The 23,658-nt window shown below is 46.8% G+C and carries 13 protein-coding genes; 6 read left to right on the plus strand and 7 right to left on the minus strand.

Annotated elements, in window-relative coordinates; all coding sequences use genetic code 11:
- Window positions 1-61: 61 nt before the first annotated feature.
- Complete coding sequence (locus GV030_RS17765) at window positions 62-1,663, plus strand: mechanosensitive ion channel family protein (RefSeq protein WP_159584707.1); 1,602 nt, start codon at window positions 62-64, stop codon at window positions 1,661-1,663.
- Between the two features lie 6 nt (window positions 1,664-1,669).
- The gene (locus GV030_RS17770; protein ID WP_159584708.1) at window positions 1,670-2,692 is read left to right on the plus strand and encodes a zinc-binding dehydrogenase; all 1,023 of its coding nucleotides are present in this window, start codon (window positions 1,670-1,672) and stop codon (window positions 2,690-2,692) included.
- 651 nt (window positions 2,693-3,343) lie between these two features.
- On the opposite strand, the gene GV030_RS17775 is transcribed toward GV030_RS17770, so the two are convergent.
- On the minus strand, window positions 3,344-10,528 hold the full coding sequence (locus tag GV030_RS17775; RefSeq protein ID WP_159584709.1) for a T9SS type A sorting domain-containing protein: 7,185 nt from the start codon (window positions 10,526-10,528) through the stop codon (window positions 3,344-3,346).
- Window positions 10,529-10,800: 272 nt separating this feature from the next.
- A complete protein-coding gene (locus GV030_RS17780; RefSeq protein ID WP_255465539.1) occupies window positions 10,801-11,499 on the minus strand; it encodes a response regulator transcription factor in 699 nt (232 codons plus the stop codon).
- A 90-nt stretch (window positions 11,500-11,589) separates the two neighbouring features.
- Between GV030_RS17780 and GV030_RS17785 the strand changes: the two genes are divergently transcribed.
- The 3 genes from GV030_RS17785 (at window position 11,590) to GV030_RS17795 (ending at window position 14,571) form a co-directional block, all read left to right on the plus strand.
- Window positions 11,590-12,357 carry an alpha/beta fold hydrolase gene (locus GV030_RS17785; protein WP_159584710.1) on the plus strand — a complete coding sequence of 256 codons (768 nt, stop codon included), beginning with the start codon at window positions 11,590-11,592 and terminating at the stop codon, window positions 12,355-12,357.
- A gap of 103 nt (window positions 12,358-12,460) precedes the next feature.
- Window positions 12,461-12,823: a BlaI/MecI/CopY family transcriptional regulator gene (locus GV030_RS17790; RefSeq protein WP_159585242.1), complete on the plus strand. Its 363-nt coding sequence runs from the start codon at window positions 12,461-12,463 to the stop codon at window positions 12,821-12,823.
- Complete coding sequence (locus GV030_RS17795) at window positions 12,820-14,571, plus strand: TonB family protein (RefSeq protein WP_159584711.1); 1,752 nt, start codon at window positions 12,820-12,822, stop codon at window positions 14,569-14,571. The genes GV030_RS17790 and GV030_RS17795 overlap by 4 nt, the downstream gene beginning before the upstream one ends.
- 55 nt (window positions 14,572-14,626) lie before the next feature.
- Here the strand turns inward: GV030_RS17795 and GV030_RS17800 are convergent, their stop codons facing one another.
- A complete protein-coding gene (locus GV030_RS17800; protein ID WP_159584712.1) occupies window positions 14,627-15,010 on the minus strand; it encodes a MotA/TolQ/ExbB proton channel family protein in 384 nt (127 codons plus the stop codon).
- Between the two features lie 153 nt (window positions 15,011-15,163).
- Here GV030_RS17800 and GV030_RS17805 point away from each other — a divergent pair, with 153 nt between their 5' ends.
- The gene (locus GV030_RS17805) at window positions 15,164-15,919 is read left to right on the plus strand and encodes a LytTR family DNA-binding domain-containing protein (RefSeq protein ID WP_159584713.1); all 756 of its coding nucleotides are present in this window, start codon (window positions 15,164-15,166) and stop codon (window positions 15,917-15,919) included.
- Here GV030_RS17805 and GV030_RS17810 read toward each other — a convergent pair.
- The 4 genes from GV030_RS17810 to GV030_RS17825 all read right to left on the minus strand — a co-directional run bounded on the left by GV030_RS17810 (window position 15,909) and on the right by GV030_RS17825 (window position 23,651).
- Complete coding sequence (locus tag GV030_RS17810) at window positions 15,909-18,692, minus strand: ATP-binding protein (protein WP_159584714.1); 2,784 nt, start codon at window positions 18,690-18,692, stop codon at window positions 15,909-15,911. The two genes, GV030_RS17805 and GV030_RS17810, sit on opposite strands and share 11 nt — an antisense overlap.
- A 123-nt stretch (window positions 18,693-18,815) precedes the next feature.
- The gene (locus tag GV030_RS17815; RefSeq protein WP_159584715.1) at window positions 18,816-19,661 is read right to left on the minus strand and encodes a prephenate dehydrogenase; all 846 of its coding nucleotides are present in this window, start codon (window positions 19,659-19,661) and stop codon (window positions 18,816-18,818) included.
- Window positions 19,658-20,800: a pyridoxal phosphate-dependent aminotransferase gene (locus tag GV030_RS17820; protein WP_159584716.1), complete on the minus strand. Its 1,143-nt coding sequence runs from the start codon at window positions 20,798-20,800 to the stop codon at window positions 19,658-19,660. The genes GV030_RS17815 and GV030_RS17820 overlap by 4 nt, the downstream gene beginning before the upstream one ends.
- A 19-nt stretch (window positions 20,801-20,819) precedes the next feature.
- Window positions 20,820-23,651 (minus strand): response regulator, encoded by a 2,832-nt coding sequence (locus tag GV030_RS17825; protein WP_159584717.1) that lies wholly within the window; start codon window positions 23,649-23,651, stop codon window positions 20,820-20,822.
- Between the last annotated feature and the right edge of the window lie 7 nt (window positions 23,652-23,658).

The following is a 23,658-nucleotide window of genomic DNA, read 5'->3' on the forward strand; positions in this document are numbered from 1 at the left end:
ACAAAGGGCTCAAAGGTAAAAGGATTTTACGGTTACCTTTGCCCCAAAAAACGAGATTAATATGAGCAAACAACTGCTTTTTGTTGGACTTTGTTTCATCTCCTTTTGGGGGTTTTCTCAGGACTCGCTTTATGTGGATTTATCCTCTCCATATGCCGCAGTGAGAACTCACCTTTATTACTTACAGGAGGATCATTACAATGAAAACCTGGCGGCAGTTCCTTTTGGCCTTTCAGGTATCAAAAAAGAAGATGCTATTGAGAGTGCCATCAAGCTGAAGCAAATCTGGGACGGAGAAGGTACTTACATCAACATGGATGAGTTGCCGAGAAACCCTAACTACCGGGATAGTACAAGAAACAGGGCTCAATATGTGATTAGTAAAGATCGTCCAGAGATTTTCCTCGAGAAGCAGGGCAATCAATGGATGTATTCCAAATCCTCCATTGGCTCAATAGACGAACTTCACGATGAAGTGTTCCCGTTTGGCACGGATAAGCTACTGGAACTACTCCCCAAAATGGGTACCCGCAAGATCATGGGCCTGTACCTGTATCAGTATCTGGGTATGCTCATTCTTGCCTTGCTTTGTGTCGTCATTCACAAAATATTTACGTTTCTCTTTGAGCAACTCATTACCCGCATGCTACTAAATGCAGGGTACGAACGTCTGGCTGATCGCTTCTTACTTCCCGTGGCCAGACCAATCAGTATTTTTGTGGTCATTCTGCTACTCCGGGTCTTCTTGCCTGTATTGCAGTTTCCGCCAGATGTGGCTCACTGGTCCATGCTCATCCTTAGGGCGCTACTGCCCCTTTTTGGTACCATTGTGTTTTACAGGCTGGTGGATATACTGGCCATGTACCTGGAAAATCTGGCACGTCGGACCGAAAGCACTCTGGACGACCAGCTCGTTCCATTGCTCAGAAAGACCCTCAAAACCTTCGTAGTGGGGGTGGGTACGCTTTTCATCCTTCAAAACCTGGATATTCCGATCATCCCGCTACTTACCGGGCTCTCCATTGGTGGACTGGCCTTTGCCCTGGCTGCCCAGGATACCATCAAAAATTTCTTCGGGTCGCTGATGATCTTCATCGACCGGCCCTTCCAGATTGGTGACTGGATCACCTCGGGCGAAATAGATGGTAGCGTAGAAGAAGTGGGTTTCAGGTCTTCCAGAATCCGTACTTTTAGAAACTCGCTGATGTACGTGCCGAACGGCAAACTGGCCGACAGCACCATAGATAATCATGGCATGCGCCAATATCGCCGCTTTTACACCCAGATAGCGGTGACCTACGACACCCCTCCCGAACTGATAGAAACCTTTGTGAAAGGCCTGAGAAAGATTGTAGAAAATCATCCGGACACCCGAAAAGACTACTACAATATCTATTTCAACGACATGGCCACTTTCTCTCTCAATATCATGTTTTATATCTTCTTTGAGGTTCCGGACTGGCCAGCGGAGTTGAAGGCCCGACATGAAGTGCTCATCGAGATCATTAAACTGGGTAAAAAGCTTGGTGTCAATTTCGCTTTCCCCACACAAACCCTGCAGATGGAAAAATTTCCCGGACAGCAGTCACTGTCACCTTCCTATGCCGGCACGGCAGAACTGGAAGCCAGAATGAATGATCATTTCAATACACCTAAAAATTAACCGCTCATGAGAGTCTTTGCCCTTGTCAAAAACGGAGCTGCAGATGAAGCCTTTGAACTCCGCGAACAGGCCACGCCTACACCCAAGAGTGGTGAATTGCTTATTGAATCTGAGGGCTTCGGTCTCAACTTTGCTGATGTCATGGCCCGGCTGGGTATTTACCGGGACTGCCCACCGCTTCCGGCGGTCATAGGCTATGAAAATGTAGGACGCATCAAAGCCATCGGTGCCGGAGTAGAGGGGTTTGAAATAGGCGAGCGAGTGTTGGCATTCACGAGGTTTGGTGGGTACGCAGATCATGTGATCTCTCCTGCCATGGCTGTAGCCAAAATACCTGAACGCTTCAGTGTGGGAGAAGCCACCGCCCTGGCCACACAGTACATCACTGCTTACTTTGCGGCTGAAGAGACTGTGAGCCTTTACAGGGGTGATCATGTACTCATACATGCCGCCGCAGGGGGAGTGGGCACGGCCCTTGTCCAGCTATTGAAAAGAAAGGGTTGTGTGATCTTTGGCACCGCCGGTTCTGAAGAAAAGATGGAATACCTCCGTGAACTTGGAGTGGACTACCCCATCAACTACCGCGAAGTGAACTATCAGACCGAAGTAGAAAAACTTGGTTTCGGACGAAAATTAGACGCTACCTTCAATCCCATTGGCGGAGACTATGTGAAAAAAGACTTTAAACTGCTGGGGCCGGGAGGACGACTCGTACTCTATGGAGCCTCCAAAATGACAGAAGCCAGAGGTAATATCATCAAAATGCTCAAACTGCTTTTCGGATTTGGGTGGTGGAGTCCAATCGGATTTGTGACTAAATCTACTGCACTTATTGGCATCAATATGCTCCGCATTGCTGACCACAAACCTGAAGCCTTTCAGCGCTCTTTGCGGGCGGTCATTGACCTGGCAGAATCTGGTGCCATTAAACCCACAGTAGGCAAAGAGTACCCCTACACTCAGCTCTCAGATGCTCATGCCTACCTGGAAGGCAGAAAATCCATTGGTAAGGTGGCTGTGAAGTGGTAATCCAAGTAATAAAAAATCACTCATGATTAGAGAATCAGACCCAGTGGACCTGTCCGGCTTAGCTAAAGGCTCCTTGATGAGAAAAAGAGAGCGTTACATTAGGTGTGTCAAGATGGCCCGTCCTTTCTGATTCATATTGAAGTTATTCCTGGCTAAGAACAACCTTAGCAAAGGCCTCCGAGCTGACCCTGAGCGCCCTGATCGTCGAGTTCTGTGAAGTCATAACCATCGATTAGATAAATCATAGCCACCTTTTTTTATTTCACGGCCATGTTTTTGGAAAACATAACCATCTTTTGAGAAAAGATGGCCGTCTTTTCTGAAAAGATGGCGGTCTTTTTGGGAAACATGGCCGTCTTTTTTTGGTTGGACAGGTTAAAGATATCGGCGTCTCCAAGTTAAAAGGTCGTCTTTTTTTGGTGGACCATCAGGTACCCCGAAAATAAAACTGATAGCAGACGCAAAGCACCAACGGTTGTTGCCTCAGAGCACGTAGAAAAAATTTTTCTCTTAGAAAGAGAGTGCTGTGTTTGTTACTGCTCCACTAGGGTGACTGAAGACTTTCAGAAAAAAAACCGGCTCCCTGGGAGCCGGCTGCTGCGCTACGACGGTGAAAATTCGTCAATAGCTGCCCTAGATGACAAGCTACACCTACTGTTTAATAATCCTGTAAGACACAATATGGCCTTTATTGGAGCTCCTGTCTACAAAGTTGAGGAGATACACACCTGCAGGGAGCTGGTTCATTTGAAGCTCAACGCTGTGCTCAGACCCATTCTTCAGGGTTAATTCTTCGATCAGGTTACCATTCATATCCATGAGCCTGGCCGCCACATTCGGCGATACAAGGTTCCGATAGTTAATGGTCAGCATGTCCTCCACAGGATTGGGGTATACTTCCAGGTCTTTGAAGTATTTTCTGCGAAAACCGAGAACATTCGTTCTTTTCACTACGATCCCATTCTCAGTGATTGTAGCCTCCAATACAAAGGTGTTTCTCTCCATCCCATCTGCACCTATTTCAAACTCCACGAAGGAATTCGGATCCATCGGTATACCCGGGTACTCCACGTTGAATCGATACAAACCACTCTCCAGATCGGTAAAGGTAAACCTGCCCTCATCATCGGACTGCACATAAGCGATCAACACGAAGGTGCCATCCTGATCTATTCGGCCGCTCCTCACGAACCGGCGAAGGGAACAACCCGCCCGCTTAACCTTCCTTCGGGCCTCCACTCGTCCTCCTTCTTCTTCATCTCCCAGGGTGGTACCCACATCTCCTGTCACCACACCTCCCTCTGGCAATGGAGGCAGCTCCGGTGGAATTTGGCCCATTTTGAGTACCTCAGTGCTGTCATTTCTCAACTTGAATACCTGTGCCTCCACCCACAAATCCGTGCCGGGGTAATAAGTAGGAAGAAACTCTTCCAGATCTTCCGGCTCCACAGAGATCAGGTAGTCGCCCAGAAGCAGATCATCAAACACGAATCCCGCTTCTGCTCCACTCACGATTCCCAAGGTATCATAAGGAATTCCGGGAGCGTTGACCCGCAGCGCATAACCGGTTCCTTCCACAAAAGGATTCCCATTGAGGTCGAGTGCGTTGAAAGTGAGGTCAGCACTGGCCAGTATTTGATACACTCCGCTCGTCAAAGTGAGATTCGGCACCAAGCTACTGGTGACTTCCAGGTAATATTCACCCATGGTCTCATAGGTGATCCCACTTACTTGCAATGTGCCTGTGGCATCCTCTACCGGATGGGCTCCCAGGTGATTGGTTAGTGTCCATTCGTAACTATTGGCCGTCCCGCCTACAGCGATCATCACCTCGTAATCACTCCCCTGCGGAATGATCTCCTGCGCGGAGCTCCCTATGGGTCTTTGGGAATCATATACGATCCCCGATACGTCCATATTTTTCTCCAGGTCATCAAATTCCAGGTGGTTGCCCGTGACATCCAGGGAAGTAAGGTTTTTCAGGGCCGAGAAATCAGGCAAAGCAGTAATCCTATTGTCCTTCAAATCCACTGAAACCAGGCCCGCTACATCCAGAATATCCCTACCTAAGGCGCCTGTCAATCCCTTCTCGGGAAGTTCCAGTCCGGTGACCCGTTCATTTTCTATGATCACTCCAAACCAGTCGTGAATTGTCGATTCATTGGGCCAATTAGCGGCCTCTCCTGCCCAGCTCGCCCCATTCATGCTTGCGTACATATTAGCCAGAGCCGTAGAATCCCTTTCCAGAGAAGACACTTTGAAAATAATTGGCTCAGTCACAAGTGTTATATCTGTCACGATCGAACTGGTCACCTCTGCATAGTAAGCTCCTTCATCACCAAAGCCATTCACGTTGATTGTCAGTGTGGGACCAGTGTTTTCCAGCTCGGTAATTCCACCATCTGAAAGTGACTCCTTAAACCAGGTGTAGCTATTGGCAGATCCTGAAATCTCTCTGGTCAGGAGATACTCACTGCCCTGCTGTCCTAGTGTATCGACCCGTATGCCGATGCTGTCCTGTGGAGTATAAAGCAAGCTACTCAGGCCCTGGTTAAGTTCTAGCGAAGCAAATCCGAGCCGATTGTGAGAGGCGTCTAACTCACGAAGGGAAGCAAGACCGGAAAGATCGGGTAGAGAAATAACGCGGTTGCCGCTGATATCAAGGGTATCCAGTCCTACCAGACCGCTGGATATTTCAGGAAAATCACCCGATAAATTATTTTCAGAGAGATCTACCGCAATGACACGCGAGTCTTTCACGGTGACATCCACCCAATCCGCTATAGGTGCCCCTGATCGCCAATTGTTCAATCTCGTCCAATTGGCGCCATCCAGGGCATCATATATCTGCAGTAAGGCCAAAGAATCATCCTCCAGCGAAGACACCTCCAGCTGAACCTCCCTGCCATACAACGTGAGGTCCGGAAGCAATAAGTTAGTAACCTCATAGGCATACACACCCCGATCACCAATAGTCAGATTCAACAATTTGAGGGAATCCATGACCTGATCCACCAAAATATCGCCATCCTTTTTCCAGGTGTAACTGTCCGCCGTTCCACCTCCATCTGCTATCAAAATCAGATCCTCCCCAACACTCACTACAGTATCCAACCTCACTCCGACAGAATCCTGTGGCGCATATGACCACTCATAAAGCACCCCGCTGAGTGCCTCAAGCGCTCCAAAATCCAGTTGGTTATGACTGACGGCTAATGAATCCAATAACATGCTCTCCAGACCAGCTGGTAATTTCACCAAATCATTACCCGAGAGGTCAAGCGCCTTGAGGTTCGGTAAAGTAGTGATGCTATCATCCACATTGCTCAGCTGGTTATTGGCAAGGTTTACAGATTTCAGATTTACTAACTGACCAATTTCGGCAGGTATCACTCCATTCAGTTGATTACCAGTCAGATTAAGGCCTATCACCTTGTTATTTTGAACCTCTACTCCATACCACGTATCTACAGATCCCGAAAGCCAATTGTCATTATTCAGCCAGTCGGAACCCCCTGTAGCGTCATAGATAGCCACCAAAGTGATGGAGTCAGGTATCAAACTTGCTGCTCCAATGGATGCTATGTAGCCATGAGAAATCCCTGAAGAAGAGAGTGTATAGTCATCCAGCGTAAAGGCAGGGTCTGAAAATGATCCTCCCAGATAAAGGTTATCTTCCTCCACCACAGCCAAAACACCCAAAGAAGACGACCCGGTGGTTGTCGTAGCATTTTTGATCCAGTCCACCTCTCCATCCTGGGTATACTTCATGATGTATACGTCCTGATTCCCTATCAACGGATACTTCGCGTTCTCTATGTACAAATCGCCACGCTGATCGGAGATGACATAGATGTTTCCCTCTGCATCTGTTTCCATTTCATTATACCCAAAACCATACTGCTGCTCCATTATTCCCTTTGCCCAATTGACGGTGCCCTCAGGAGAAAGCTGTAGCAGAAATTTGTTGTAATTGAAAGGACTCTGAAGTGTATCGGTGCCAAAGCCATGCTTCTTCCCAAACCAGCCTTTGAGCACGGGGTTACCAAAGGGGTCTATCGTAAGTGACGTAGGCCAGCTGGAATAATCTGTAGTCGAACTTCCAGAGTAAGAATCCTGCCAGATACGTGTGCCGTTATGGTCATATTTCACCACCAATACATTCCCGTCACCATCCGCCATGGGAAACTGTGACCCGTCCTCCATGGTAACCCCCTGAGAAGTAGCCTCAGAGGCCAGGTAGATATTTCCTTCCTGATCCGCAGCAGTAATACAGAGGTATTCTATATCTGATCCTCCCACGGTACGCACAAACACCCTGTTTCCATCTGCATCATACTTGATCATAAAGCAATCTTCTGAACCTTGATTAATCATGGTCTCTCCGTTCACAACGAGGGAACCAGCCGGATATATTCCTGATAATAGCACCCCATCTGGCAGAATGGTCAGGTCATCCAGGGTAATTTGTGCGGGAAACTCCTCGATCCACAAAAAACTGCCCGAAGCGGAGAGCTTGGCAATAAAATAATTATATGATCCAACGGAAGAGGTAATCACCGAATCCTGAATAACCAGCTCATCCAATCCGCGCTGCCCTATGACATAATTTGCACCTGATAACTTATCATGCACAAACTTATCACCAATACCCGCTCCTGCACTCGCGCCTGCCAGGTGGGTAAGCCACAGGATGTTATAATTGGCATCCAACTTGGCTAAGAAAGCTCCGGTGCCTTCTATTGATTGACCAAAAAAATCAGTGGTTCCTTCAGAGCTTCCATAGACCAGCAGGTTTTCCGCTGCATCTACTTCCATTCCCGCGGTATTACTTCTGGCCCCCGTTTCCCCAAAGGCATAAGCATATGACCATTCGGGGCCTTCAGTCAATTCGTTTCCGGTACCTTCAATGGTCACGTAGAAGGGATCGGTAGTTAGGGTAAGATTCGGTACGCTCTCATTCCTGGCTTCCAGGATGTAAATTCCATTGTCTGAACCAGATACATTTGTCAAAACCAGGCTATCAGCCACCGCACCTTCTATGGGCTCACCATTTTTAATCCATTGATAGGTGTTACCTACCCCGGCAATGGGGTAGTAAATGATCAATTCTGAGTCAGCTGCCAATATGGTATCATAAGCCGGTACTTCCAACTGCTGGGGAGAATAGGAGGTCATGGTACCTATATTGGGTGCCAAATCCTCAAAGGTGAAGAAGTTATTGGCAACCGTAAAAACAGAAGGACTGAGAGCTGACAAATCAGGTAACCCTGTAAACAAATTGCTTTCAATGTGAATCTCATCAAGCAGCGTGAGGTTAGCCAATTCTGAGGGTACATCTCCTTCCAATTGGTTAATCCGGACACTGAAAACATTCAGGTTGGTGAGGGCTGATAATTCAGGCGGAATGGTACCAGTGAGCTCATCTGCTCTGAGTCCCAAAAAGGTCAGGTTGGTTAAGTTCCCCAATTCTGGAGGGATTGTTCCCCCTAAAGGATTATGAGATAATATTAGATCAGTTAGGGAAACCATCCAACCCAGTTCGGGGGGAATACCACCTGATAACTGATTGCTAAAGAGACTGAGGTAGTTGAGGCTGGTAAGTTCCGTTAGCGCCAAGGGGATTGGGCCAAAAAATTGATTCGAACCCAGATCTAAATGAAGGAGCCCGGTAAGACCTCCCAGCTCCTCTGGTATCAATCCGGTGAGCCCATTTCCCGCCAGACTCAATTCCTGCAAACTAGGAATTTGGGTAATCCCTATGGGAAAATCAGCGGCCATTTGCATATTTTGGATCCTCAATACCCGAAGGCTGGTATTATCAGCACCGCAAGGCAGTGACCCAGACAGGGACGAACCATCTAACCAGAAAAAGTCAAGGGCATCATTTTTCCCGAGTGTATCAGGAAGTGTAACTTCCAATTGGGCATTACCTACCAGCCTCACATCATAGAGATTGGGCAGGCTCCATAGTCCATCAGGTATGGTTGTCACCAGAGAGTTCGCCATGTTAAACCCCCATAAGCTGTTTAGTTCTCCTAAGGACTCTGGCAACGAGCTTATGGGATTGGTTAATCCAAGCACTTCAAGATTGATAAGATTACCAATGCTCTCTGGTACCGCCCCGGTAATGCCATTAATATTTAAGTTGAGACGTTGCAATTGGTCTAAATCACCAATCTCATCAGGAAGACTTCCACCCAGATTGTTTCCGGACAATTGTAACTCAGTAACTCTCCCGGAGGCTGTTTGTACCCCAAACCAGGTCTCCACCGGCCCTAATAACCAATTGCTATTATTGAACCAGTTAGTACCATCCGTGGCATTATAAAAAGCTACCAGAGCCAGGGAATCACTCACATTGGTTGTTGAAAACGTTCCGGCAGTAATTGTCCAGTCAAATCCATTGGAAGAATATTGATCCACCCATTCTATCCAGATAGTATCATTATCGTAAAGAATGAGCTCAGCTTCTGATTCGGGATACGTGGGGTAGTCTATGTCATCATGCTCTGCCAGGAGGTCTCCACCACAGGCCGAGTATATCCTCAGATATGTATCCTCTCCCGAACCGAGAGAAGAAATCAGCACTTTTTCGTAGGAGACAGAAGGTGAATAGAAAAACCATCGTGGGGCTGAAGCAGTAGTATTGGTACCCAATGTGGCCTCAATGGCACCTTCACAACTATCACCCAATGGGCCCACCCACAAGTTCAGCGGCTCACTATTGAGTGTAAGTCCCGGAAACTGACTATTGGTAACATATAACACGTATTCGCCACCATCGGATGCTTGCAGATTGGTCAAAGTAAGAGTAGACTCTGTCGCTCCAGAAATCACCACACCATCCCTTTCCCAGTAGTAAGAATCACTGGTTCCAACTCCTGGAAGTGGTGGGCTCAGTAAGGTATCTGCGCCTATATCAGTATAAAGGAACTGTTCATTACCAAAGGCCTTTTGTCCGGTATTTAAAGTAATGACTGACTCATTAGGCTCCAGGTCCTCGAACGTAAAGTGGTTGTTGGATACATTAAAAGTAGTCGCTGAGGATGCTGTAATGGTCGGGAGCTCACTAAAAGCGTTATTGCTAATGTCGAAAAAAATCAGGCTTGCCCCAATACCGGAGGGTATCGGCCCTTCAAAATCATTTCCAAACAGTCCAAATTCCTCTACATTGATCCAATTCGAAAAAGATGAAGGGATGGTTCCTGACAGCAGGTTGTTGCGCACATCAAATTTGATCATGTCTAGATTCCCAAGCGCTGATGGCAGTGCTCCGGAGAGGCTATTGTCGCCAATGTAAAGCAGATCCAATGCCGTCGCATCAGCCAATTCGGCCGGGACGGAACCAGTGAGCTGATTATCGAAGAGCGTCAATGCTGTTAAACTAGTCATATTCCCTAATTCAGGGGGGATACTCCCTGACAGGCTATTCGTACTCAGGTACATGTATTGAACGCTAGTAAGGTTACCCAGCGTGGTTGGAAGGGTGCCGGTCAGAGCGTTTCCGGCCATACTCAAAAAGGTAAGTTCTGATAAGTTTCCAACATCTTCAGGTATCGTACCCGTCAGATTATTACCATTATAAGAAAGAGTACCATCGTCTGAAAGATCAAGAGATACCACCCTTCCTCCACTGACAGTCACTCCGTGCCAGGTGTCCACAGAGCCAGCCAGCCAGTTATTACTATTGGTCCAGCTGGGGCCATTGGTACTGTTATAAAGTACCACCAGGGCCAGGGAATCACTGGTGTTGGTTTGCGATTTCGCCTCTCTAATACTCAGTAGAGCAATGGAGATTATGGTCATTTTCAGAATGTAGATAAGTAGTTTCATAAGGCGGTTGGTTTGGACACACAGTTGGTCGGAGTGAATCACATATTCATCCTCAACATGTTAATAAAATTACAACAGCCTCATAACCAGATCAATACCTATAAATCGGTAAATACATAAGGTCATCTAAGGCTCTTTCAAAGGTGACCCTATAGAACCTTTGAATCAATACGCTCAAGAGCGTATTTTAAGAAGAAGAATTTAGCCAAGGCTTACAAAAAGTGGCTTAATGAGAGATTTAGTAATGATTGATCTGAGAAATGGAAAAGCAATCACTCTCCAAAGAACATGTCGTAGATGAGGCAATCCTGTACGCGTTTGATTCCCAATTTTTTCCAGATGGAATTCCGATGCGTACGGATCGTATCTTTGGATATCACCAGTTTCTCCGCTATTTCCTGGTTGGTAGTGCCCCGGGCCACATGCTTCAGCACCTCCTTTTCACGATTCGTCAAACTCTGGTAACGAAGGTAATTGGTGATGGAAACCGGCACCTCTCCCAAAAAATCGCGCAGGATACGTCCGGTCCGGCCCAACTCTGTGAGCGTGTGGTACAGGCTGAAGTAATGGTCTTTATCCAGAAACTTTTTATAGGTCAAAAACCAGGCGTATTCCCGATCCCGGGATTTCCTCACATTTTGATAATAAGTAATCACCTGAGATTTTGACGACTCATACGGATGATTTTTTAAGAATTGTGAGATGTACGCAAGGCTTTCAGGATGTACCAGTTTAGTGGAGTACGCATTGTCTACCTCTAGTAAAAACTGCTTGTCCCTCTCGAAATACTCAGCAAAAGACTGATTCACCATTCGGAAACTCCAGCCATCTACATCATTACTGGATACCATGAGGGGAAAGAAATCAATCACTTCCAAAAAGCGGTTCCTATCAGCGACATACAGATTTTGCAACTGCTGTACCTGTAGCTGGTTATAATGAAAAGACTCAGTTTCAGTGGAATAGGCCATCCGATCTCAGTTTAGACACGGGTATACTGGAGTTTCGGGGTTTACATTGAATTTATTAAATTAACTCGGTTAGGGCAAAAATTTCTGTAGATGAATTTACATTTTGAACTTAAAAAGGGAACCAGAAAAGGAACAATGGTCTTCCTCCATGGCAACTCGAGCTCATCCAAGGTGTTTAATGAGACCTTCTCGTCAAGTATTGATCATACCTTAATTAGGATGGATTTGCCCGGACATGGAGGCTCTCCAAAAAATCCCCAGTCCTATGCTATCGATACACTCAGAACAATGGTGATCGATTTCATCATCGAAAAAGTCACTGAACCTTTTCTCCTCATTGGTAATTCTCTTGGTGGTCATTTGGCCATAGAAATACTACCAGAGCTTCCACAATGTAAAGGTCTGGTCATTTTCGGGACTCCACCCCTCAAAAAACCAATCAATGCAGAAGAGGCCTTCCTACCGTGCGAAGCACTCAACACCTACTTCAAAGCAGACTATACAGATGATGAGTTGGACGAGACCATGGCGGTAGCCACCTATGGACCGGCGGGTCGCGAGCTGCTCCGTGATGACTTCATACAGACGGATCCCTCGTTCCGTTCGACTTTTTACAACGGAGCCATGGTGGAAGGTAGCCTACATGACGAAGTAGCCATCATCGCCAGTGACTCCAGGCCAGTCTATGTCATACAGGGTGTGCAGGATCCTACGGTGAATGTCAACTACATCCGTGGACTGCAAGGAATCACCAAGATTTTCGAAATCAACAAATGCGGCCACTATGCCAGTCTGGAGGAGCCGTATCAATTCAATTCTATTCTCAAAAAAGTAAGTTCAGAGGTCTTTAAAGCTTAAAAAGAAGTTTTAACTAAAATATTAGTTGAAACATATTGCTTTCTTCAAACTAAAAATATAGTTTTGAACTATAATCTTAGTTTGAAGAATTATGAAGGAACCCATCAAAGAGCTTACCCGAGCCGAAGAGGAAATCATGCAGGTGCTGTGGCAACTGGAATCCGCCTTTGTCAAAGAGATCATTGAGCATCTTCCAGAACCAAAGCCTGCTTATAACACGGTTTCCACCATCGTGCGAATTTTGCAGCAGAAAGGCTTCGTTGGCCATGAGGCGCACGGTAAATCGCATAAATACTCACCTCTCATTACCAAAGAGACCTATACTAAGACTTTCATGAAGGGCTTTGTGAAGAAATATTTTAGTGGTTCTTATAAGCAAATGGTTTCGTTCTTCACTCAGGAGGAGAATCTGAGTGTGAATGAACTCGAACAACTCCTTGATCAACTCAAAAAGAAATCCTCATGATCAACTACCTCATCGAATTATTTATCATTCATAGCATCCTCACGGTGGGCTATCTCATCTTTCTGCGGGAGGAATCTGATTACAGCAAGCTCCGGGCCTATCTGCTCGGCTCCACCCTCCTCTCCATGATTGTCCCACTCCTGCACTTTCCGTCTATTCTTGCCCTTTTTGCTCCTCAGCAAGGTTCACCGTCTGCAGAAGTGGTCACCTATCTGCTTAACCCGGCAATGATCACTGTTCAATCCACTTCCAGCTACGACTTTTCCTTCGCCATATGGTTCTATGCACTGATTAGTATCTGGTTTTTGGTGCAAATCGCTAGAGGAATCATCTACCTCGTGCGCCTGGAGCGACACAGCGAGTATCAGGTGGTAGATGGAATTCCGGTCTATCGGGCATCCAACATTCAGGGGAGTTTTACCTTTTTCAATCGGATCTTTATGGATCATACCATTTCATCCGATCAGGAAGAATTTACCCCCATGCTCAACCACGAGTCTGCACACGCCAGACTGGGGCATAGCTATGACATTCTGTTCCTTCAGCTCTTCAGGGCTTGCTTCTGGTGGTTGCCCAGTGCCTGGTGGATTCAAAAAGAAATTAAGAAAATACATGAGTACCAGGCCGATGCCTATGCACTGAAATTATACAGCATGGACCAGTACTCATCTATACTGATCAGTTCTATTCTAAAATCCAATGGTTTGAGCCTGGCCAGCTCGTTCCATGATGGTTTAATCTTAAAACGACTCAAAGCAATGAAACGTAAAGTAACACAACTCAAGCCCTGGAAAGTGGGCGCACTCACGGCCTTATGCGCCATTCTCGCTATCGCCTTTGCCTGTAATGAACAATTGGATGGAGAAATCAAAAAAATGGGTGAGCAGAGCAATGCCATCTCCTTTGATCAACTCCCAGACAATATGAAGGCGGATCTTGAGCCAATGAAGGAGCAACTGGCCTTTATCAAACTGGAAGCAAAAGAAGGAGACAATCTGTCTGATATAGCCGGACTTCAGGATATTGATGAAGAGCTTATCCACTCTATGAATATTGATAAAACCAATAATACCATCTACATAGCCATGATGAAAGATGGTACCAACTTTGACTATGTAGCAGAGAAATCAAAGATGGACGGTGAGGTCTTTACCATGGTAGAAAGCCAACCTCGCTACCCTGGCGGTATGGATGCCTTTTATCAATACCTTGGGCAAGAGATGAAGTACCCGCTGGAAGCTCGGAAAGCCGGAATAGAAGGGCGGGTGTATGTGCAGTTCATTGTGGAACCGGATGGCACCATCTCGGAAGTCACTACACTGAAAGGAATTGGAGGCGGATGTGATGCCGAAGCTGAGCGAGTGATGACCAATACTTCCGGGTGGATCCCAGGAGAGCAACGTGGCAAAAAAGTACGGGTGCGTATGGTACTGCCGCTGATCTTCAAGCTCAATAATGAAGGGGTAGCCAACGGCGGAAAGTCGAAGGGTACTATTATCATCAATGAAGTGGAAAATGTTAATGATCGAATGAAAATCAATGCCAACCTTCAGGAAGGAGTCTGGACTGGGACGGTCTATGCTCCCAATGGCCAGCCCCTTGCAGGAGTAAATATTGTGGAGAAGAATACTACCTCCGGTACAGTCTCCGACAGAGATGGCTCTTTCCGACTGAAACTAATCAACCCTGCCAGCGAGGTGATACTCAGGTCTGTGGGTTATGAAAGTGTCAAACTTTCAGATAATTAAGAATAAGCTCAATATAACCCCCGGGTGGTCTGAACCACCCGGGGGGTTATTTCTATCAAGACTGTTTGGACCTGGCTACAGCCGATAAGATCAGATAAATAAGTAAAGTGATCCCATAACTCAGCAATCCCCACAAGGTGGTAATAGAAGATACCTTCAGCCCTCCAGCCAACAACTGTGGAGATACGCCTCCCTCCATTTGCTCCAGTGCTGCAAAGGCACTATACAGCCCGATCATCTGCCCCAGCACACCCATCACCAGTGCAAAGAGCCCAATGGACTTGATATAACCCAGCTGCCTGAAGAGCTGATCTGACGCTACCGACGCTCCTCCGAAGATGAACAATGCTGACCTCACCGACACCACCAGGGCTGCGATGAAAATAACCGTGATGATCCCCATAAAAAGTGGACCTCCCATCATAAATAATTCAAACATAATTTTTCGTGTTTAGATGAAACAAAATCATGGTTCAAAGCTAGGTTCATGCTCCACGTTCATCCAATGCAGAATCCATGTCGAAACCGGTATTTCATCGACAAAAAGTGCTTCCTTCATCAAAATTGACGAATTTGGAGCCAAATTGAAAGTATGCGAATCATCCAACACCTCATCTTTTGGAGCACCGTTTCCCTCTTTTTGGTGATCACTTTTGGACAGGCCAACGGTGACTTCATTGAAGCCTTTTACTTCGTCACCTTCCTGTTGCCTGTGGCACTGGCCACCTCTTATTTTTTCAATTACTTTCTGGTGCCCTCCTACCTCCTCACCAGAAGATACGTCCTCTTTGGGTTATACTTTGCCTATACCCTCATCTTTTCGATCTATCTGGAGATGATCGTACTGACCATCGCACTGATAGTGCTGGCCAATTATACTTATGCCAACCTCAATCCTTACTCTACCAATTTATTTCTGCTCACTTCCACACTGTACTTTATCGTTTTCCTCAATGCCTTCATACTCCTGATCAGGAGATATCAGCGCAATGAACACCTGCTGGCCAAGATGGAGCATACCAAAAAGAAAAATGAAAGGGAGCAAATCATCGTTCGGGTAGATCGCAAAAATCGGGCACTCGCACTGGATGAAATCCTTTACATCGAAAGCCTGGCCGATTATGTGAAAATTCATACAACCGGTGAAGTGGTCATTACCAAAGAGAAAATCAGTGAACTTCATGATCAGCTACCAGAGCGATTTATCCGCACGCACCGATCCTTCCTCGTCAATCAACTGCAGATTTCTGAATTTGGAAAAGAGGAACTCCTGATTGGAGAAGTGAAAATTCCGATTAGCCGTACCTATCGCAAGGCCGTATCCGATCGGCTCAGAGTCACGACTTAAGAAAAGCGCTCGGCTTTTTGCCGTACCTCCGCTCAAAAAGGGTAGAAAAGTAGGAAGCCTGCCTGAAGCCCACAGCGGACGCCAACTCATTGGTGCTGGAATACACTTTCTTTCGAGCCAGCTCTATGGCCTTGGTAAGCTTGATTTCCTGAATAAACTGAAGGGGTGTAAGTCCCGTGGCGCCTTTCAGGTAGCGATAAAGCTGACGCTCACTCATAGCTGCACCATCGGCCAGGCGAAGCACATTGAAGTTGGCATCTTCAATATTCGTTAGTACTTCCTTCTTCAAACGTTTCATGATGCGCTCATCATAGGAGTCCTCATCTGACTGTATATTGATGGAGATCCTACTGAGAAAATTGTCATAAAGATTTTTCACCCGGATGATCAACTCCTCCGGATCAAATGGCTTGGTAAGAAAGTCATCAATCCCGATTCGCAATGCTTCCTTGCGCAGGTTGTCATCTGCCAGGGCTGACAAGTGTATAAAAGGCAGGTGCCTCCAGAGTGGATCGGCCTTGACCGCACGAAGAAAAGAGAAACCGTCCATTCCCGACATCATCACATCGGATACTATGAAGCGAATGTTTTGAGTCCTCAGTACCTCCAGGCCTTCTTCCGCACTAGCCACCTCCACTACTTCAAAATGAGGCACCAGGAGGGAAGCCACATAACTGCTCATATCCTTGTTGTCCTCTACCAGTAGCAGACTCGGGCGATTATCGAGAGACAATAGGACCTCTGTCACCTCAGTCTGAACCTCTTCTTCATTCAAATTCACTTCCGCTTCTGCTTTCGTGACGATCATGTGAGCTGGAAGGGACAAGGTAAACACACTGCCCACACCCAACTCGCTACTCACTTTTAACTCCCCTCCGTGCATCTCGGCTATTTCCTTAGAAAGTGCCAGACCTATACCCGTCCCCCCTTGCATCTGATGCTCAGGATCCGTAGACTGAAAAAACCGATCAAAAACATAGGGCAAATCCCGTGGACTGATTCCCGACCCAGTGTCCTTCACTAAAATTTCCAATCCTTTATTCATTTGCACCAACACCTCCACAGCACCACCATTGGGGGTAAACTTGAGCGCATTGCTAATCAAATTGACCATCAGCTTATTGAGCTTCTCCTTGTCAGCTTTGATGTAGGCATCTTCGGGGCACCGATTATTGAGTGCCACTCCCAGCTGCTCAGCCCTTGAAGCAAAGGAATTTACAATCGTGGAAACCTGTTCACACAGGCTGAAAACGCTTTCATTCAGGCTCACCTCCCCTTCCTCCAGTCGGGAAAGGTCGAGAATTTCATTCACCAGATTGGCCAGGCTGTTGGCATTCTTTTCTACCATCATCAGGTCCTCCCGGACCTCATCCGGCAGGTCGTACTCTGCAATGACCCGGTTCACGGGGCCCTTAATCAATGTTAGCGGTGTCCTCAGCTCGTGGGCGACATTCACAAACCACCGGCTTTTCGTCTGGTTGAGGTTCTCCACCTGTGCCATGTGTGATTCTATTTCACTGTTTTTCAGACGAAGCAGATCATTGGCCCTTTTTCGAAGCATGTAACCTCTATAGATGAGAAATGAAATAATGACCAGCATGGCCACCACCACTACCAGGGCGGTCTGCATATTCTGCTGCCTGTCCATGTTGTAACCCGCCTCCTGCAACTGGAGATTCTTCTCGGCCAACTCCCGATCGTGCTTTTCGGCCTGGTATTTGGCTTTGATGGATTCTATCAACTGGGTATTCTGCAAATTGAAGATGGAATCATCTTCTGCCTTAATGAGCTTGAAAACATCATATGCCTCCTTATAACGCCCCGTCTTGCTATATACCTGCTCCAGCACATCCCAGGCATTCACACGAATCTGCGTGTTATTAATCTCCTCCGCGATGGCCAGTGCTTGCTTCATAAAATACTCCGCAGAATCGTACTTCCCAAAGGCATAGTAATAGTGCCCCATGGCCTGATAGCTAAATCCAAACCACTTGGGGTCTTCTAACTCACCGGCTATCACCAGCGACTTTTTCAGGTATCCCATGGCCTCACCAAACACCTCCAGGTCTTTATAGGTAAGAGCCATATTGTGATACAGTTTGTGAAGGAGCACCTTATCATTTGTTTCTTGAGCAATGCGAACCGCTTTCTCATACATCTCTATTCCCTTTTTCTCATCTCCCTCCGTACAATAGATGCTTGCAATGGTGTTATAACACGCACCTACCACGTCTTGCCTGCCCAATTTCTGAGCCAGCTCAATGCATTCTTCGTAATATTGAAGGGCTGTAGGATGGTCATTGATGTAGTCATAGTTTACGCCAACTTTGCGGAGGGTAAGCAAATAATTGACCGAATCTTCCAGGTTTTCGTAGATCTTCAGCGCAGCAAATAACAACTCCAGAGCAATTGCAGTATCATCCTCTTCCATCGCCATATCAGCGAGTAATAGGTGGTCAGCAGCCACAAGTTCATCATTTTCCTGGTTGTTCAATGCCGACAGGGACCTTTTGACATAAGTGCGAGCCTGCTGGAAGTCATGTGCCTCCTGATATTGTTTGGCTAAGTGGTAAAAGAAACTGGAAGCACTGTCTGCGGATAATGTGCCTGCCTTTAAAGCACCTTCTACCTTCACAATTACCTCCGCTATGCGTAAAGAGTCTCTGGTCATGTCCAGACCAGAAAGGGCATTTTGGGAAACGCCTGCCCATGAAAAGTACGTGGATAGAGCACAAAGGCTTACCACAATAATTACTTTACAGAGTAACTTCATCTTTCGTCCAGCGGTGAAAACGAAATATAAAACAGAAACCCTCAATAAAATCCATTAAACTGAGAAATCAACCAATAAATACCCTATTTATGGGAGTTTTGGATGCCAAAAAAATGGAATTTTTCAGTTGATGACCCTTCGAATGTTTCTTCCTGACTCCAAAAACTTCTGCAGCCCGGAGGCATCATTTTCCTCAAGCATTTTTTTGAAGTCTTCAGCCTTATGCAGGAAATTGCTCAACGCCTCCAACACCATTTCTTTGTTTTCCATAAAAATGGGAGCCCACATCTCTGGTGAGCTCTTGGCCAACCGAACGGTGGAAGCAAATCCGGAACCAGCGAGTTCCAGGATGATGTCGCCATCTTTTTCTTTGTCGAGTACGGCATTGCTCAGGGCAAATGAGGTAATGTGGCTGAGGTGTGAAATATAAGCCAGATGACGATCATGAGCCTTCGCTTCCATAAGTTCCAGGCGCATCTTCAACCCCTGACAAACTTTCTTGAAGGAAGCGAGGGATTTCTCTGCGGTTTTATCACCCTCACAGATGATCATGAGTTTTTCCTCGAAAAGGGTGGCAAACGCCGCATCAGGACCGCTATACTCTGTACCGGCTATGGGATGAGCTGCAATAAATTGTGCCCTATGGGGGTGGTCAGCCACTACCTCGCATATCTTGCCTTTGGTAGACCCAAAATCTATCACCACCTGTCCTGATCGAAGCTGATCCAAAATCCCGGGAAGCTGCTTGCTAATGACATCCACAGGAATGGAAAGAATGATCCAGTCTGCCCACTGAATCCCCAACTCAAGGGTGTCAAACTTTTGATCGATGATCCCCAGCGCAATGGATCGGTCAAGATTGGCAGGGTTGCGGCTATAGCCGCCAGCCTCAGATAAAAAGCCACCAGCCCTCATTGCCAGTGAAAAGGAGCCTCCAATTAATCCTGTACCTACAAATAATACTTTCATGACATGCGATTATAAACCTCCTCCAACAACTCTACCGAAGCACAAAGCGACAGGCGAATATATGATCTTCCGGCTTCTCCGAAGATAAACCCCGGCGCCATAAAGACATCATACCGATCCAGGATTTCCTCTACAAATGCTTCACCATCACCATTGGGTGCCTTGGCCCAAACGAACATACCCGCCTGATGATCCGAATATTGACAATTGAGTAAGTCCATGATCCTAAATCCAACAAGCTGCCGCTTCCGGTATTGATCATTCAGTCCATCAAACCAACTGCGATCAAGGTTTAAGGCCTCTATGGCCGCCAACTGCACGGGCTTGAACATCCCGGAATCCATATTGCTCTTAATCTGGAGAACCGGTTGTATCAGCTTCTCGCTCCCCATGGCCCAGCCTACTCTCCATCCGGCCATGTTAAAGGATTTAGACAAAGAATTGAGTTCGATGGCCACCTCCTCGGCCCCTTCTATGTTGAAAATACTCAGAGGACTGTCGTTCAATATGAAACTATAAGGATTGTCATGACAGAGGAGAATGTTTCGTGATCGGGCGAAATCAACGTACCGGGTCAATAAGGCCTTATCCGCTCTGGTACCAGAGGGCATGTGAGGATAGTTAATCCATAGTATTTTCACTTTGGAGCAATCCAACTGCTCCAAAAACTCCCAATCGGGTGCCCAGTCGGAAGTTTCCATCAGAGGGAAGTAGACAGGCTCCGCCCCAACAATTCTGGTGACGGAAGTATAAGTGGGGTAACCCAAAGCGGGAATCAACACCTGATCACCCGGATTGAGGTAAGCCAGGGATGTATGCATGATTCCTTCTTTGGAGCCCAAAAGGGGTAGTACTGCCTTGTCTTCAACATTCACCTGGTATGCACGCGCATAAAACTCCCTAATGGCATCTCCGAGTGCAGGTAAACCCTGATAAGGCTGATAACCATGTGAGTCGCCAGACTGGGCCGTTTCCTGAAGTGCCCCGATCACCCCGGCATGAGGCATCTGATCCGGACTACCGATTCCCAGGTTGACAATAGGTCTCCCCTGTGCGATGAGCTCACGAATGGCCCTCAGCTTTGCTGAAAAATAATACTCTGAAAATTGCGCAAGTCTGTCTGCTGGCTTGATGTTCATCCCTCCGGGTTAAAGAGCACTAAGAGAAATAATCGATTGGTTTTTTCCCAAACCTTTCCAAATAAAGTTTAGAAAAGTGCGAAGTAGAATCAAAACCCACCGCTCCGGCGATCTGTGAAAGCTTATCAAATCTATTGCTGATCAGCAGCTCCCTGGCATGCTGAAGTTTGATTTCCTGAATCAGCTTGGAAGGTGACATACCCACTGCCTCTGCTGTTTTCCTGTAAAGCTGACGCTCACTCAGCCCCAGGTGCATGGCCACCTGCAGTACATTCAGGGATTTTTCAGCAACATGCTCTTTCACATATTCTCTGATATTGAGCACCAGATCATGCTGGTCACCAAGCTGGACTTTTTCATCTTCCTCTTCGAATTCTTTGGCCCACTTGATGCGCTCGCGCAGGTTTTTTACCACATTGGAAATTCTTATCAGGAGTTCCTCGGCTTCAAACGGTTTGAGGATGTAATCATCTACTCCCATTCTGAGTCCCTTGATCCGCTCCTGATTTTCGGCCACAGCGGTGAGCACGATGATGGGGATTTTAGCCAGAGCGGGTTTCTCCTGCAAAGCCTCAATAAATTCCCATCCATTCATCACTGGCATCATCACATCTGTCAGGATCAGGTCGGGGCTCTCACGCTCCAACTGATCCAAAGCATCCTGCCCATGCTCAGCCATCATGATCTGAAAATGATCCCTCAAAATGGTGGCCAGATAGGTCCTGATGTCCGGATTGTCCTCTACAACCATCACGGAGGTATCCGAAGGTATTTCCAAAGTATCCAGCCGTGGGTCTCCAGAAGAGACTACCTCAGGCTGGTGACTATCACCCACAAGGGCATCCGGAGTTTCATCGGTTGGTTGCAAAATCATTCTAAACGTGCTGCCCTTTCCCAGCTCACTGGTCACAGAAAGCTGCCCCCCCATCATATCGATCAACTCCTTGGAGATGGCAAGCCCCATCCCGGATCCAAAAGAGGTAGACATCTGATCTTTGGCCTGATAAAAGCGATCGAAGACATACGGCAATTCTTCCGGCTTGATTCCAGTACCATCGTCTGCAACAGTCACCTCAATACCTTCCAGTACCCGGGTCATTATCACTTTTACAGAGCCTCCTGCTGGCGTAAACTTAAATGCATTGTAGATGAGGTTATTGATGACTTTTTCGAACTGTGCTTCATCCAACATTGCGGCTGTGACCTCATGCTGGTTGCTGGTATAAGCAAGTGAAATCTGTCGGCTTTCGGCAAGGGAGGAAAAAGCACCACAGATTCGCTTGAGCAAACCATCTACATCCACTGGTTTCACTGTGACCAGTTTTTGCCTCAGCTCAATTTTGGAAAGGTCCAGTAAATCATTCACCATGACTGCCAACTGGTGTACATTTCTCTTGATCTTTTTGAGAGGCTCTGAGGCCTGTGCAGGCAGCTTTTTCACATTCATGGCATCTTCAGCATGCCCCTGTATCAATGTGAGCGGGGTTCGAAGTTCATGGCTTACATTGGCAAAGAATTGCGACTTCAGGTCGTTGAGTTCTGACAACTTCTCTGCCTGCTCCTCTATCAGCTTTTTATCCGCACTTAGCTTTTGATTGGTCCTTTGCTTTAGCCTGAAAAAATAGAACAGGAGCACTAACCCGGCCACCAGCACTGTGGCCAAAATGATGAGTAAGATATTCACGAGCCTATGCTGCTCCGCCTCTGTCCTGAGGAGTAAATTCTCCGCCTCTTTTTTATCTGTTTCGTACTTGAAAGCCATTTCAGACAGTGTCCGTGAGTAGGAGGCTTCGTTGATTTCCTCCACCACATCGATATACTCTTCGAAGTGGTCATTGGTAAACTCCGTCTTGCCTAACCCCAACTCCGCCGTGATCAGATAGCTCAGGGCATTTCTCTTAATGGGTTTGAAATCGAGGCTATCTGATAACCTAAGGGCTTCAGTGGCATGATAGTACGAGTTTTTGTAATCACTCGCTCGCTCATAAGTAGCTGCCAGTGTATTATGCGAATTGGCTACGCCACGGAGGTTATTCAGCCGTTTTTTGATCGCCAGACTCTTCTTGCCGTAGATTAACGCCGAATCATAAAAAGCGGCGTTGATGTGCAATTGCTTCTCAAAGCAGTTGGCCATATTGTTATAATAGTAACTAAACTGATGCGGGAAGTCCTCCTCATTGAGGCCAGCCATGGCCTTCTTGAAGAAGGGTATCGCCTCGGCATGTCGGTTCATCTCCATGGTCATCAGGCCTATATTGAAGGTGGCCTTTGAAACACCCATCGCATCACCAAGCCCCTTGCTGATCGACAAACTCTCTTGTAGAGTCACAATGGCCCTATCGTAAAGCGACATGCCCTTGTACACAAACGCCAATGAATTGTAGGCATTGGCCAGCTTTTTCAAATCTCCGTTTTTCTTTCTTAGCTCAATGGACTTGAGTTGGTAGTCCAATGCGCTCTGAAACTCGGAGAGCGATTCATAAGTATGGCCCAGATGATGTAAGATGTTTGCTTTGTCTACGTCATTTTGGGCCAACTCCTCAGCCAGTTTGCCGTAGGTGAGTGCCTCGGCATAATTCCCCAACCCCTCAAGTGCCCTGGACAATACATAAGCCGATTCAAACGCTCTTTTGGAATCCTTTTCTTCCTCCACGAGTTTGGCGGCTTCACGTGCATATTGCAGGGACATCTCCCAATCCTGATACATATAAGCCTCGGAGAGCTGAAATAGCAAGTCCATCCTCACAGATCCCTCACTTCGATTGAGTTCATGCGTTAGGCTATCAATGTTCTGGCTTCTTAGGGGTAAAATGATCAATGCGACAAATAGCGCACAAAGGTATATTCTCATATGGCGT

The organism is Marinoscillum sp. 108 (assembly GCF_902506655.1).
Classification (GTDB): domain Bacteria; phylum Bacteroidota; class Bacteroidia; order Cytophagales; family Cyclobacteriaceae; genus Marinoscillum; species Marinoscillum luteum.